General features: G+C 42.0%; 12 protein-coding genes. 4 read left to right on the top strand and 8 right to left on the bottom strand.

Features of this window, described 5'->3' with window-relative positions; all coding sequences use genetic code 11:
* Both C825_RS00830 and C825_RS00825 read right to left on the bottom strand, forming a co-directional pair.
* Complete coding sequence (locus tag C825_RS00830; protein ID WP_009860193.1) at nt 1-3,084, bottom strand: SusC/RagA family TonB-linked outer membrane protein; 3,084 nt, start codon at nt 3,082-3,084, stop codon at nt 1-3.
* 22 nt (nt 3,085-3,106) lie between these two features.
* Nucleotides 3,107-4,480: an IPT/TIG domain-containing protein gene (locus C825_RS00825; RefSeq protein ID WP_010801018.1), complete on the bottom strand. Its 1,374-nt coding sequence runs from the start codon at nt 4,478-4,480 to the stop codon at nt 3,107-3,109.
* Between the two features lie 822 nt (nt 4,481-5,302).
* On the opposite strand from C825_RS00825, the gene C825_RS00820 reads away from it, so the two are divergent.
* Complete coding sequence (locus C825_RS00820; protein WP_009860191.1) at nt 5,303-5,848, top strand: hypothetical protein; 546 nt, start codon at nt 5,303-5,305, stop codon at nt 5,846-5,848.
* A gap of 521 nt (nt 5,849-6,369) precedes the next feature.
* On the opposite strand, the gene C825_RS00815 is transcribed toward C825_RS00820, so the two are convergent.
* Nucleotides 6,370-7,008 (bottom strand): HAD family hydrolase, encoded by a 639-nt coding sequence (locus C825_RS00815; RefSeq protein WP_010801017.1) that lies wholly within the window; start codon nt 7,006-7,008, stop codon nt 6,370-6,372.
* 146 nt (nt 7,009-7,154) lie between these two features.
* On the opposite strand from C825_RS00815, the gene C825_RS00810 reads away from it, so the two are divergent.
* From C825_RS00810 to C825_RS00800, 3 genes are all read left to right on the top strand, one after another.
* Complete coding sequence (locus tag C825_RS00810) at nt 7,155-7,931, top strand: nitrilase-related carbon-nitrogen hydrolase (protein ID WP_010801016.1); 777 nt, start codon at nt 7,155-7,157, stop codon at nt 7,929-7,931.
* 117 nt (nt 7,932-8,048) lie between these two features.
* Nucleotides 8,049-8,414 (top strand): type II toxin-antitoxin system RelE/ParE family toxin, encoded by a 366-nt coding sequence (locus tag C825_RS00805; RefSeq protein WP_009860188.1) that lies wholly within the window; start codon nt 8,049-8,051, stop codon nt 8,412-8,414.
* Nucleotides 8,411-8,722, top strand: coding sequence for a helix-turn-helix domain-containing protein (locus C825_RS00800; protein ID WP_009860187.1), 312 nt, complete (start codon nt 8,411-8,413; stop codon nt 8,720-8,722). Before C825_RS00805 ends, C825_RS00800 begins: the two co-directional genes overlap by 4 nt.
* Nucleotides 8,723-8,744: 22 nt before the next feature.
* Here C825_RS00800 and C825_RS00795 read toward each other — a convergent pair whose 3' ends face one another.
* The 5 genes from C825_RS00795 to C825_RS00775 all read right to left on the bottom strand — a co-directional run bounded on the left by C825_RS00795 (nt 8,745) and on the right by C825_RS00775 (nt 14,916).
* Nucleotides 8,745-9,560, bottom strand: coding sequence for a hypothetical protein (locus C825_RS00795; RefSeq protein WP_010801015.1), 816 nt, complete (start codon nt 9,558-9,560; stop codon nt 8,745-8,747).
* A 252-nt stretch (nt 9,561-9,812) separates the two neighbouring features.
* Nucleotides 9,813-11,402: a S41 family peptidase gene (locus C825_RS00790; RefSeq protein ID WP_010801014.1), complete on the bottom strand. Its 1,590-nt coding sequence runs from the start codon at nt 11,400-11,402 to the stop codon at nt 9,813-9,815.
* A 23-nt stretch (nt 11,403-11,425) separates the two neighbouring features.
* Nucleotides 11,426-11,887 (bottom strand): pantetheine-phosphate adenylyltransferase, encoded by a 462-nt coding sequence (gene coaD / locus C825_RS00785; RefSeq protein ID WP_010801013.1) that lies wholly within the window; start codon nt 11,885-11,887, stop codon nt 11,426-11,428.
* Between the two features lie 23 nt (nt 11,888-11,910).
* On the bottom strand, nt 11,911-13,776 hold the full coding sequence (locus C825_RS00780; RefSeq protein WP_010801012.1) for a DNA topoisomerase IV subunit B: 1,866 nt from the start codon (nt 13,774-13,776) through the stop codon (nt 11,911-11,913).
* Nucleotides 13,777-13,785: 9 nt separating this feature from the next.
* Entirely contained in the window at nt 13,786-14,916 is a 1,131-nt protein-coding gene (locus C825_RS00775) for a hypothetical protein (protein ID WP_010801011.1), read from the bottom strand.
* Nucleotides 14,917-15,173 lie beyond the last annotated feature (257 nt).

Raw genomic sequence — 15,173 nt, 5'->3', positions numbered from 1 at the left:
TTAAAATGAGACTTGTAAGACCATTGAATAAGAACGGGTAATAGGATAAACGGCACCGTTGTCGCTTGCTTGTTCGGGATCCCATAATTTTACTTTATCCCAGACACATAAATTATCTCCGAGCACAGATATACGTAAATTGCTCATGTTTATTTTCGATAATATTTTTTTAGGGATCGTATATCCTATTTCAAGAGTTTTTAAACGGAGGTATCCTGCATCGGCAAGCCAGAAAGAAGAGGGCCGATTGTTGTTTACATTTTCTCCGTAGGTAAGACGGGGAAAACGGGCGTTAGGGTTCTCTGTCGACGGGTCTCCTGAGTAAGAAGCCGGTGTCCAGCGATTTTTCTGATCGTTCACGATGGAAAGAACGTTGCCGGTCACACCTCCGGCAAACGGGTAATATCCGTTTCCTCCCATGAAATAATCAACCTGTGCTGCTCCTCTGAAAAATACACTGATGTCGAAACCTTTCCATTTGGCACTGGTCGCAAATCCGTACTGAACTTTTGGTATGTTGGAATTACCGATAGGAGCAATATCATAATCGTCGATACGGCCATCGCCATTTATATCCTGATACTTAATGTCTCCGGGGAGGACTTTGCCGAATTGGGTAGGACTGTTTTTAACATCCTCTTCATCTTTGAAGAGTCCCAGAGCGATTAAACCACGGGTCACACCATAGCTGGTTCCTTTTTTAGCCAGATAAGGGTAGCGGGGAGGTACCTCGTCGTAATCGATGATCTTATCTCTTGTCAGTGTGAAGTTTCCGCGCAATTCAACGTCTACATTACCAAAACGATGGGTATAAGAGGCTGTACCGTCTGCTCCCCAGCTCTTCATCTTGCCCACGTTTCCCCAGGGTTTTGTGCCTACGCCGATGGTTCCGGGCAGTGTGGCACGTTCCATGAAGATATTATTTCGTTTGTCGATAAAAGCATCTACCGTGATGTCAAGCGCTTCCCAAAGGGTAAGGTCGATACCGAAATTCTGTTTGATCGCTTTTTCCCAGACAAGGCCGGTGGAACCCAGTACGGCATCGGTCACTCCACCTCCCGAATTTTGGTACTGGTCGCCGAAGACATATCCGGGTGCACTCATATTTACGGTTGTAAGATAAGGAAAACGGACATCGTTACTGATCTGGTCGTTTCCTACCAATCCGTATGAATAGCGGAGTTTTAGGGTCGTGATGAACGGTAATTTCTTTTTCACCAACGGATAGTTGGAAATAACATACCCCAAAGCGGCTGAGGGGAAAAATCCGAAGCGTTCTCCTTTCGGGAAATTTTCGGAACCATTATATCCGAAGTTACCTTCTATAAAGTAGATATCATTATAAGAATAAGTAAGGCGTCCGGCTATCCCTTGATTACGATGCGGGATAGATGCCAGTTCACCGTCTGCATCCGTGCGTTGGTAGTCCTTTTGATTGTAGAGGAACAGTCCGCCGATACGGTGCTTTTCGGCAAATAACCGGTTGTATTCCACTTTACCTTCGACATAAATCGTACGGATACCGTACGAAGTACTTTTGAAAGTCATTGGCTCGGCAACAACAGTTTTGAGTGTCATCAGTTCCCCGGTATTCCAGTTGCGGTCAGTCGCTTTATACAGATCCGGCATTTTGGTACGGCTGGTAAGATGATTGTTGTAGTTGTCGAACGACAGAGATGCCGTCGCTTTTAAGCCTTTTGTGATAAAATCTAGCGATTGTTCTATTTTCAATAAAGATTCTATAGAATTATCACGGTCAGTGAGGAAGCCGGTTTCATTTAGCAATACGGAAGGGGAGGTCATGTCTCCTTTTCCGTAAGCGGGAAGCTGTCCGTTCGAATAGCGTACCGGAACAGTCAACGGGGTTAAGGATGCTTGTGCACCCCATATCTCTTTGGTCGTGCCCATGCCCGGACGGTTCATATCAACCAATTTGGCGGATAAGAGTAAACTAATCAGTGTACTTTTGGTCAGATCGACATCGATGTTGCTTCTGAAAGTATATTGATTACGTCTTACATTCGAGTGATAGCGTTCCATGCCGGTTTGTTTGTAAATGGCATCGTTGGTCCGGTAAAAGGCACTCATATAATAACGGGCCAGTTTGCTACCGCCGGAAATATTGATATTGCCCTGTACACCCAGTGTCCGTTTTTTCAATATCTCATCCTGCCAGCTAACATCCGGATAGAGGTCCGGATCCATGTTGTATTTTATGATATCAAAAATCTCGGGAGAATAAACCGATTTATCGCCTCTCACTACTTTGGCTTCGTTGGCCAGTCTGGCATAGTCGTAAGCTCTGAGATAGTTGGGAAGTCTGGGTAGTGTTTCTATCATCGTCTTAACACTGCCGTTGATCGAAACTTTTCCTTCAACACCGCGTTTGGTATTGATCAGTACCACACCATTCGCTCCTTTGGCACCATATACGGCAGTTGCTGTTGCATCTTTCAGAACGGAGAAACTCTCGATATCTTCGGGAGCCAGTTCGTTCAGGCTGGAACTTCCGCGGTCTATCCCGTCTATCAGTATTAAGGCACTGCTATTGGCTCCGAATGTACTGATACCACGGATCCAAAATTCGGATACATCGCTGCCCGGTTCGCCGCTCTGCTGAACGCCGATCAGCCCGGCTACACGTCCGGCTAGCGCATTACTGACTGAAGTTACACCACCCACATTCAATGTCGTCGGTTTAATACTTGTAATGGCTCCGACTACGCTGACTTTTCGTTGTGTGCTATATCCTACGATACTGACTTCTTCCAGTTGCTGTGCATCGGCATCCAGTACCACATTGATTGTTTGTTCCTTGGCCGTGCCGATTTTGATCTCTTGTGTTTTGAATCCGATATAAGAAAAAACGAGCGTTGTGCCAGGTTTGACCTGAATGGTATATTTGCCGTCTATATCTGTAACGGTTCCATGTGACTGGTCGTTTCGCGGATATATGTTTACACCGATCTGAGTCTCATTATTAGAGTCGGTGACTACTCCCTGAATATTAATTGTTTTTTGCGCTGAGGCAAAAGCCGGCAGCATCGTCAAAAACAAGACGATCAATGCTATATATTTTTTCATTTTTATGTACTTTAATCTATGGTTATTGAATAGCTATACAACGGATCAAATAATTGTAGGTGTCGGCCACATATAGGATACCGTCGGGGGTAGCTGCTACATCATAAGGTTTATTGAAAAGTGCTTCCTGGGGTTTACCGTCTTTATATCCGGATTCTCCCGGAACTCCGGCGAAGATGGTTGCATTGAACTCCTCATCTACTTTCCAGATTACATGGTTGGTGTAGTCTGCCAGATAGACGTTTCCTTCCTGGTCGGCGGCCATTCCTTCGATCTCTCCGAGTTGTGCGGCTTTTCCGTTTCCTTCTTTAGCCGCGCCTTTACCTGTTCCAACGATATGTTCTATCTCGTTTTGTGTAATCCATGGAGTAGAATGTCCGGCAGGAGTATGATAAGGATTCAGGCGATAGAGGCGTCCCCAGGCTTCGGAAGTGATATAGAGATATCCGTTTTTCTTATTATAGGCGATGTGTGCCCATGAATCCATATTCAGATTCTCTCCGATCAGCTCTACCTTTTTTGTTGCAATGCTTACACGGATCAGGCGTTTACCTGAAGAGGATAACAGGAAAACATAGTCATTGTCGGCAGCCAGCCCAAAATAATCTATGGCTCCGGCGATGTAGTCACCTTTGTCATTTTTTTGATCATAATAAGCTTCAGCTTCCTGCCAGTTGCTCGATTTATACAATCCGTAGAAAAGAAGCGGGCGCATGGATGTACGTCTTTCCAGTACATAATAATTTGTAAAGTCCAGATTGAATGAACATTGCCAGGGCTCATGCATCCCGGAAACTACAGTGTTGAGTTTGTTGTCCTGGATGGAAAGCATCCTAACCATCTTGCCTCCATCGTCAGCAATCAATACAGTCCCTTCATCATCGACAGCTAGCATGACGGGACGTCCGAATGAACCTTCCAGAGCCGGGCCGTCTTTAGCCGTTTTCACGTCTAATTGTCCGGCTACAGTAGTAACGGTGGCTTTAATGTTGTATTTAAATAATTTATCTTTAAGCGTTTCTTCCCTGTATTTGGGTGATCCGTCTGAATTTACTCCATCTTCTACTGCTACTTTGATGGTAGAATGTTCTCCGGGTTGTTTGGGGACCATGGCATAGATAGCGTTGTTTTGTACTTTAAGGATCAAGGCCTCTTTTTGATTGAAAAACAATTTTACTTTGGATATATCATTTCCGAAGTTGGAGCCACTCACCACTACACGGGTTCCTATTCCTCCTTTTTCGGGACCTATGCTTGATACAACCAACGGTTTATCAGGGGAATACGGATTATCTTCAGAAGAACTGTTGTCATCATTACAAGCTGTAAGTCCTCCTATGAAAAGAAATGCGGTAAATAGATAGAATAAGGTTACATTAATTTTTGAGGTTTTCATTGTCTAATGTACTATGTTTAATACTAGGTGCAAAGTATCGTTAGTACAATCAGTAATTATTCATTTGCAACTGAATAATGATGATTGTATGTAAGCAGGCTTTTGCATGGTATAGCAAAAGAGGATCATATTAGATCTAATTTAACAAATAAAGATTACACATTCTCTTAGAGTATGTAATTGAATAATGCGACTAAGGGTATTTCAGGTCATGTTATAATGTTATTTGTGAAAGACTGTAGTCTTTCTGGTTTGTAATTAGTATACGTTAACTTTAATGCTGTAGTCTTCGTAGAACCATGGCATTAGGCGAAGAATTGGGAGACATAAATGGCAATTTATTGCATTTATTTATGAGAAATCGAAATATTGTCCATCATTGTAGTAATATTGTCCATTTTTATGCCTTTAAAAAGCTTGTTCTTTTGTATTATTAATTAAATAATATGAGAAATAATGCCATAGTTCTACGAAGACTATGGTGTTGTTATCAATAAGAATTATGCTGTATCAAATTAATTTGTCTCAGTTTTTACTTAATTTGAATTGGGTATGAAGAATGATTTGTTCCTTTAAATTTTATTTTGTTGTTTATATAATCCTTGTTATTTAATCGTTTATTTGTAAAATGTATGGTGTGTTGTTTGTATTGTTATTTTTAACTACATACTAAAAGAGAGCCTCAATGCTGTCATTTCCTATATTTGCTTTCATTTCTTAAATAAATTGATTAAAATTAATTAAAACACAGAGGCGTTTTGCTTATTAGTCTGTAATCTTGTTACATTTGTGCATGACATACTTTTTATATACTCTAACATCATGAAGACAAAAGCAATTATTATCAGTCTCTTTTTTTGCTTGTTCATGGGCGCATCCTTTTTGTGTGGAGCTACGCCCTATCTCTCCGCTGGCCAACCGGCCGATTCTGTTTTATGGAAACAACAACTGGATATGATAAAGAAAAATACGGCTGAATATCATCTGGGGTATGTCCTTACAGGTTATAAATACATCGGCAAGATTTCTACGGAAGAGGAGCTGGAGAGGGCAAAGCTTGCTATACTTGATGGTACAGGCTATCCTGCTGTTGCGTATGGAAAAACAAAATTGATGAGTTTGAAAGAGTTCTCTTCCATCGACAAAGAAAAGGCAGAAAATATGAGGAAAGATGTAAGGAAGACTTTGGATCAATTGTTGCGGTTGCGGCTTGGATTGGAAGAGGTGGAATTAGAGTGGACATGCGATGGCACTATTTACAAGACTGTCTGTGTAGTCTCCGGCACACTCGGAATCCTCTACGAAAATGTTTTTATCAACTCCTTTCAGCCTGGTGTTGAAACAACTACTGTGCGTTCGGAATTCTAACACAAAATTAAAACAACTATTTTCGGGATCAAAAACAATTGTTTTTTAGAATTAATTCTATATACTGTGTCAGTTTGTATGTCCGGGCTGTTCTCTATGTCATTTCAGACTACTGCTTTCAGCTTTCAGTTGTTCGGGATGGCCTGTTTTTTCAATGTACCCGGCTGAAGGGATGAAACTGTGAAAAAGTGTATACGAAAATTCAAGGTAAAATAACTTTCTGCAAAACATATGACTTTTGTCTTCAAAGCATATATGTTTTGTCGTCAAAGGTCCTGACTTAACATTTCGAAACACCTATGTTTTACGAGCAGGATAACTGCCTGCAGGCAAATGGATAACTATTGGTTGGAGAATGGATAACTATTGATTGGCAAACGGATAACTATCTGGCGGAATCTAAGTCCGGTTATATCACCTTTCAGTCGGACCGTTTATCTTTCAATGGGAGATTACGACTGACGCCTGAAAGGTGAGCTTTGAAAATTACATTGCTATAGGCTGGATTTTCTGCATGCTATTCAATGAGGTAGGATGTCTTTCAGATTTCTGATTGTTTTAGACTTGTTCGTTAACAAATTGTAGTTGTTATGTCCTCCCGAATACAGAATACAGTTTATTCCCAAAGTTTTTGCCACTTCTGCATCGTGTAATGTATCTCCTATTATGAGCGCTTTTCCCGGATCCAGGGAGTTCTCTTTTATCAGTCTTTGGCCGATTCCGATTTTTCCGGTAGCACAGATGTTATCTGAACCGTATATTCCTTTGAATTTATCCGTCAGGTGGAAACGGTTAAGCATGCGCAATAGATCGTCTGTTCCGGCAGCAGATAGAATATATTGGCTGATGTCTTTTGCATTGATCGCATCCAGGATAAAAGGGACATCAACATGCAGCTTTATATCTTTCTCGTAGTTTTTATAACGTTCCATATACTCTGCGGATATCTCTTCGATCGATTCTTTTTCGAAGTCGATGCCTATCCGGATATGGAACTGTTTGACGGGGAAGCAGAATATCTCTTTATAGGTATTTATATCCAGTAGGGGTAAATCCCTTTTTGAGAGCATTTCGTTGATAACCTTGACGTTTACTTCTACATCGTCTAATAACGTTCCGTTCCAATCCCAGATTAAAGTTTCTGTTTCTGATAAAATCATTTTTTTAGTTTAAGTGTTTTTACTCGTCTTCTTTGGAGAAAGATAGTAGACAAAGATAGGCAGATTTCTTATATAATCCGGTTGTTTCGGTCGCGTTGTGGTACATTATTTTTATATTTGCGCCTGTCTCTAAATCCTGTGAATGTATGAAATGTCTGCTGACTGTTCTTATTTTATTGGCTAATATGGCCGTTCAGGCACAAACGAAAGAAACCTGTCGGGTCGCCTTGGTACAAGCACATCTTGCATGGGGAGATGTTGATGCAAACCTTGAAGCTTTTCAGAAGCGGGTAGAGAAATGCCGGGGATGTGATATGATTGTGTTCCCCGAGTTGTTTGTTTCCGGATGCGAAATGAAAAAGAAGGATAAGGAAGTCGCTGTACAGACGAAAGATGAAATAGCGGGTTATTACCCGACTGTCATTGAGAAAATGAAGGAATGGGCGGCTGGTAGCGGAGCCTTGATAATCGGCTCTACAATATATAAAGAAGAAGGGAAATTTTATAATCGCTTACTTGCTGTCTTTCCTGATAAGCATTATGAATATTATGACAAACATAACTGTTTTAAGAAAGGAAGTTTTTCTCCCGGAGAAAAGCAGTTGGTCCTGAACTGGAAAGGACACCGTTTGGCTACTTATATCTGTTACGATCTCCGTTTCCCGGATTGGAGCCGGAATGAAGGCCGCTATGATACGGCTATTTATATAGCGAACTGGCCGGAGTCCCGGCGTGATGATTGGAATCGTCTTCTTCGTGAACGGGCTATAGAGAATCAGGCCAATATTATCGCAGTCAATTGTGCCGGGACTGATCTGGGAGGTATCATCTATGCAGGCGATTCTTACCTCTTGTCTCCCGAAGGGAAGATTGTCGGGGAATGTGAAGCCTACAAAGATGATATACTGATTGTAGAGTTGTGATTCATTGTTGGTTGATATCGGATATCTCGTAAGTTTTAAGATAATAATCAGAGTTAAATATTTTCAAGAGTTTATATTATGCTTGTTTAGTTGTATCTAATTAGTTACATTTGCGAGATGAAAGCAACAAGTAAAAAAGATAACGATATACGTGAATTATATTTCTCGGATGAGTTTGTAAAGTTCTATGATATGTTGCAGGATAAAGTGAAGGCTAAGTTTGAGCATACGATGGATGTTATCAGAACTGAATATGTGCTGAGTACGAAGTTTGTAAAACACCTGGAAAATACAGATTTATACGAAATGAGAGTGTCTGTTAGTACTAATGAATATAGGACTATTCTTTTTGCTGTTGATGATGATAATATCATTCTTTCAAAGAAAATATTACTTTTGAATGGATTTCTGAAGAAATCTACGAAAGACTATAATAAGCAAATAAAAATAGCAGAACGGATATTAAAAGACTTTGAGTTATGAGAAAGTTAGATGAAAATAAGTTGAGTAAACTGCATACAGCAGGTGAATTATTGGATAATAAATATGGGGAACTTGGAACCGAATCCCGTACAGCTTTTCATGAGAAATCAATCGCATGGTATTATGGTGAGATACTGCGTGATCGTCGGAAACAGCTAAAGATCACCCAACAAGAGTTGGCGGAAAAGGTTGGTACAGCTAGAAGTTATATTGCCCGTGTAGAAAAAGGGGAAACTGATATTCAGATTTCGAGCTTTTTTCGTATTGCTCGTGCTCTTGGAATAGAGTTTACCCCTACGTTCTTATGATTATTAACTTCGTTATTACCGGTCAATATCTTATATCCATTTTCTCTTCTCCATTGTCAACAGCTACCGGATATGCGTTCTTATTATAAGTATATTTGTAATAAGTCGTATGGGTGTTGCCGGTTTTTCCATCTGTCACGGTTTCTTCCGTAAGTGTATTCCGATAATTGAGGTACTGGCGGGAAGATATTCCTGATGTAAGTGAATGATAACTGAAAAACCATAACGGTAATTCCACTTGGCTCATTGAACCGGGTTGGTTGCTGTATTGAAAACTAGAGGTCGTGATAAGTGTCGAATCTTCGAGGCTGAACTTTTCGAGTTTTAACAGGTTTTTCGTAGATGGCTCGAAAGTTAAGGCATAGTAATATTTTCCATCCCATACTTTCTTATACCCTTCGCTAGTTATTTGAAATGCACCCAGATCTGTTATTTTTGTAGGAAATCCGTTTCCATCCAGTTCAATTTCCTGATTATAGGAAATATCCATGCTTGGTTCTCCACTTTGATTTACAATGATTTTATTTTCTTCCTTTTCGAAACCTGTATAGCCGTGTCCGTCCGCTATATTGGGATCAGCAGGAGGAGCGTAGGAGATACCGCGAAGTTCATTGCCTTCGTAGTTGAAAGTAGTGGTGAAACCGTCTTGGTTCATCATTTGCAGCAACCGGTTACCGGAATACGATAGGTAGGTTGTTTGATTCTCTGTTTTGAATGCACTGGGGAGACCGTCTCTCCCTGTCGAACCGAAGCCTTCGGTATTCTCATCACAGGAAAACAGACAAAAACTTACAGCAATCAGAGCTGTCGAGACAAGGGTATGGATGAATAGTTTCATAATAATTAGTTGTTTATAGTTTTATAAATATGATGCGATAGTAATTGGGATAGTTGCATCTGTTGGGAAAAATATAAGTATTTACGTGGTGAAGTGGTGAGTGTCAGATAAAGGTCCTATGTTTTGAAATGTAAAGACCTGACTTTTTTGAGGTGTTTCCTGGCTTTTTTTCGGGCTGGTAAAAAATGGAAGAGGTGGTGCAAAGGCTTCAAGCCAATGTTCCACCTCTTCTTATATATATGAATGTACGTGTTACCTACCCAATTCTTTATTATAGACTTCTTCATCATTAATAATGCGGAGTGCTTCTTTGAAGCTGGCATTATCATCATTGATTACCTGGAAATATTCTGCCATATCATACAGGTCACGGGCTATCAAAGCCTTTATCTGTAAGGCGATAAGCGGTTTTGAACGGTTGTATTCTTCTTCTTTATATTCGATCTTATCTTCTTTACCCAGATTAATTAACTCCTGAAAAGTTTCTTCGGGGACAACAAAGTCTTTCTTGTACTGGCTGAATTTCGGATATTTCTTGTTCATTGCCGCACGGTTACGGTCCAGGTAACTCATGGAAACACGGTTTACAAGACCGGATGCAACCAGGTTGCGGTGATAATCCGTATAACGGGTTGTGTCTACCGGAATGAAAACGTCCGGCATGATACCGCCACCGCCGTAAACGATACGTTTGGTTTCCAGTGTGTTGTATTTCATAGAATCCGGGAAATGGATGCTGTCGGCACTCATTAGCTCGCCGCGATTATAACGGTCGATCAGGTCATGCTGGTAATCTTCCAGTTTACCGTTTTCGTAATGTTTCTGGATACTACGTCCGGTAGGCGTATAATAACGGGCTACTGTCAGACGGATCATAGAACCGTCCGGCATCGGGATCGGTTTCTGAACCAGACCTTTACCGAATGTACGGCGTCCTACTACGACACCACGATCCCAATCCTGTACGGCACCCGAAAGGATTTCGCTGGCAGAGGCAGATGATTCGTCTACCATAACGACCAGGCGTCCTTCCTCAAAATTGCCTTTGGCTGTCGATTTGGCTTCGTCGCGCGGTTGTTTGTTACCTTCGGTATACACGATCAGTTTGTCTTTATCGAGAAACTCGTCTGCCAGTTCGATGGCAATATTTAGATAACCACCCCCATTACCTTGCAGGTCGAGGATCAGGTTTTTCATACCTTGTTTTTGCAACTTGGCAAGTGCGTCGCGGAACTCATCGGCTGATGAGGCGGCAAAACGGTTCAGTTTGATGTAGCCGGTCTGTTTGTCTGCCATATAAGCGGCGTCCAGGCTGGTTACGGGTATCTTTCCGCGGATGATCTTGAATTCGATCAGTTCCGGATTCTTATTTCGCAATACCTTGATGTTCACTTCAGTTCCTTTCGGACCACGCAGACGTTTCATGATGTCGGTCGTCTTCATTTTTACACCGGCTATCAGGGTGTCGTCGACCATGATGATACGGTCGCCAGCCATCAGGCCGACCTTTTCGGACGGACCGCCGGGAATTACCTGAATGACATATAAGGTATCGGTCAGCATATTGAACTGGATACCGATACCGTCGAAGTTGCCTTGCAAAGGTTCGGTCATCTCTTTTGTCTCTTCCGGATCCATATAGTTTGAATGTGGGTCCAGCTTTTCCAGCATACCGGTGATCGCATCTTCTACCAGCTTGGAATCATCCACCGGATCTACATATAGATTCGAGATGGCATATAAAGCCATGGATAATTTGCGGGCATCCTGATTCGGTTTCTGGGCCACAGCCGTTGTAATGGCAATCATTGCAACGAGCAGGGATACTACGATTCGTTTCATTTTAATTTTTGTTTCGTAAATAGTCAATATAAATTGGTCTCCTTCGGAACGAAGGGAGAAATATCTTTGCCATACCGCAACAATTCACGTACAATACTGGAACTGATGTGTGTATGTTCGGGTTCTGTAAAAAGAATGAATGTTTCAATACCGCTCAACTTCCGGTTGACGTCGGCAATACTTTTTTCATACTCGAAATCGTTGACAGTACGGATACCGCGCATAATGAATTCGGCACCGACTTCTTCTGCAAAATCGACAGTCAATGAGTTATACGACATCACTTTTACCCGTGGTTCGTCTTTATAAAGACACCGGATCGCTTCCAAGCGTTTTTCAAGTGTGAAGTAAGTCTGCTTCTTATCGTTAATACCGATAGAAATGATGATCTCGTCAACCAGGGCTAGCCCACGGCTTACCAACGATTGGTGTCCGATCGTAAAAGGATCGAACGTTCCGGGGAACAAAGCGATACGCTTTTTCATTTTCAATGTTCAATATTTAATTTTCAATTGACAACGTCTTCTTCTACAACCAGATTGTCAATAATAAAGTTCTGTCTTTCCATGGTGTTTTTACCCATATAGAATTCGAGCATATCTTTAACCAAGTCTTCTTTTTTCATCGTTACCGGGTCCAGACGCATGTCCTTGCCGATAAAGTTTCTGAACTCGTCCGGTGAAATTTCTCCCAGGCCTTTGAATCGGGTGATCTCCGGATTCTTTCCTACTGCCTGAATTGCAGCCAGACGTTCTTCTTCGGTGTAGCAATAATACGTTTTTTGTTTGTTGCGTACACGGAAAAGCGGGGTTTGCAGGATATAGACATGATTCCGTTTGATCAGGTCGGGGAAGAACTGCAAGAAGAACGTGATCAGCAGTAACCGGATATGCATACCGTCGACGTCGGCATCGGTAGCGATGATAACTTTGTTATATCGCAGACCGTCCAGTCCGTCTTCAATATTGAGGGCGGCTTGCAGTAGGTTGAATTCCTCGTTCTCATAAACGATCTTTTTAGTCAGGCCGTAGCTGTTAAGCGGTTTACCGCGTAGACTGAAAACAGCCTGAAAGTTCGGGTCACGGCTTTTGGTGATCGATCCGCTGGCCGAGTCACCCTCGGTGATGAAGATACAACTTTCTTCTGTCCGGTCGCCTTTGGCATCGTTGAGGTGGATGCGGCAGTCACGGAGTTTCTTGTTATGCAGGTTCGCCTTCTTAGCTCGTTCACGGGCCAGTTTCGTTACACCGGCAATCGCTTTACGTTCCTTTTCCGATTCAAGGATCTTGCGAAGCAGGGCTTCCGAAGTATCTGTGTTCTTATGCAGGTAGTTGTCGAGTTCTTTCTTGATAAAGTCGCCGACGAATTTTGCCACGGTAGGACCTTCGGGACCGACATCTTTCGAACCCAGCTTGGTTTTTGTCTGGCTCTCGAACACAGGCTCTTCCACCTTAATACTGATGGCGGCAACGATACCGGCACGGATGTCCGAATATTCGAAGTTTTTATTATAATATTCTTTGATGACACGTCCCAGCGTTTCGCGGAAAGCGGAAAGATGCGTTCCGCCCTGAGTCGTGTATTGTCCGTTTACGAACGAATAATATTCTTCACCGTATTGGTTACTGTGTGTGATAACCACTTCGATATCTTCTCCGTTCAGATGAATGATCGGATATAAGGGCTCGGTGGTCATATTTTCGTTCAACAGGTCGACCAGTCCATTGCGTGAATGGAATTTCTTGCCGTTGAACATAATGGTCAGGCCCGAATTCAGAAAGACGTAATTCTTCAAAAGGCTTTCTATGAATTCGTCCTTGTATTGATATTCTTTGAAGATTTCCTTGTCCGGAATGAAATAGATAAGTGTTCCGTTTGCTTCGTCAGTCGGTTGGATTCCAGACTCCTCTGTAATGATGGCTTTGCTGTATTCGACCCGTTTACACTCTCCTTCGCGGAAGCTGGTAATCAGGAAATAGCTGCTCAGGGCATTCACAGCCTTGATACCGACACCGTTCAGTCCGACAGACTTTTTAAATGCCTTGCTGTCGTACTTGGCACCAGTGTTCATTTTACTGGATACGTCGACCACCTTTCCCAGCGGAACGCCACGACCATAGTCCCTGACGGAAACAGTTCCTTCTTCGACGGTCACTTCTATAGTTTTGCCATACCCCATCATATATTCGTCGATGGAGTTATCGAGTACTTCTTTCAGCAATACATAGATCCCATCATCCGCATAGCTACCATCTCCCAGTTTACCAATATACATACCAGGGCGCCGGCGGATATGTTCCATCCAGTCCAGCGTCTTGATATCGTCGTCATTATACGCTGTCGGTTGTTGCATTGTTGAATTCAGTTCTTCCATAGAAAATCCTTATTTTAATTTTTTGATAAATGCTCTTCTTGTTTTGTGATGTTCACGTTTGAAATAGTCCCATTGGGCCTGTACGGCATTGTTGCTTGCCAATTCCGGATTACTTTCGGCATATTCGACTCCCAGACCGATATATACGGGAATAAGGTCGTTGAACAGCAATGCGTTTACCCCTTTGTTCTGATATTCAGGCAATACTCCCGTCAGATACAAATCGATTACTTTGGGCTTTGTTTTCAATGCTTTCAGCAGATGTATCCAGCCGAAAGGGAATAAATGTCCTTTTGCCTTTTGCATGGCATGTGAAAGGCTGGGTAATGAGATTCCGAAACCGACTACGGTGTCATCCTCTTCCCTGATGATAAGAGTCACCAGATCCAGACGGATCATCGGGATATACATTTTTACATAATAGTCGATCTGCTTCTGGGTCAGTGGAGCAAAACCATATAATGGTGCATACGCTTCGTTTAGTGTTTCAAAAATCTTTTGTGCATACGGCCATATCTCTTTCGTCTTTTTGAACTTCATTGTTTTAAGGCCATATTTCTTTTTTACTATTTCTCCGATGCGCAGGTGTTTGTCGGGTACACCTTCCGGGATATATATTTTAAATTCGTGCCAATCCTGATCTTTTTCGTATCCCATACGTTCCAGATGCTGCGGGTAGTAAGGGAAGTTATAGATGGCGGCCATGGTTCCGAGTTGGTCGAATCCTTCGATCAGCATACCTTCATGATCCATATCCGTAAATCCCAGCGGGCCGTGAATCTCTTTCATTCCTTGTTCTTCAGCCCATTTTTCAACGGCGTTGAACAAAGCGTCTACGACTTCTGCGTCATCGATGAAATCCAGAAAACCGAAGCGGGCGCGCTGTTGGTTCCACACTTCGTTACTACGGCGGTTAATCATTCCGGCGATACGGCCGACGATTTTACCGTCTTTGTAGGCAAGAAAATAGATGGCATCGCAAACTTCGAATGCCGGATTCTTCTTCTTGTCCAGTGTAACCATCTCCTCCTCGATCAATCCCGGTATATGGTAGGGGTTGTCTTTATATAAATCAATATTGAACTTAACGAATTTCTTCAGTTCTTTTTTGCTGGTAACTTCTTTAATTACTACACCCATTGGTTATTTTTATTAGAACGGCAAATTTACATAATAAATTCGTTACATCGACCTTTTAGACTTAAGATTAGGACTTTTAACATGATACCCTGTGCCTGTTCGGATCTGTTTTAGGAGGAAAATAGTATTACCTAGGCATGTGTATATAGTTTCATTAGGTAGAAACAGTTGTTTCATTACTAGGAACAAGTTGTTTCACTATGATGAAACAACTGTTTCTCCTGAAGGTAATAAGTGAAACGATCTGATTGCAGGTT

This window comes from Parabacteroides sp. ASF519 (assembly GCF_000364265.2).
In the GTDB taxonomy this organism is placed as follows: Bacteria; Bacteroidota; Bacteroidia; order Bacteroidales; family Tannerellaceae; genus Parabacteroides; species Parabacteroides goldsteinii.
Note: the sequence above shows the minus strand (reverse complement) of the source record. Positions and strands in the feature narration are given on the sequence as shown.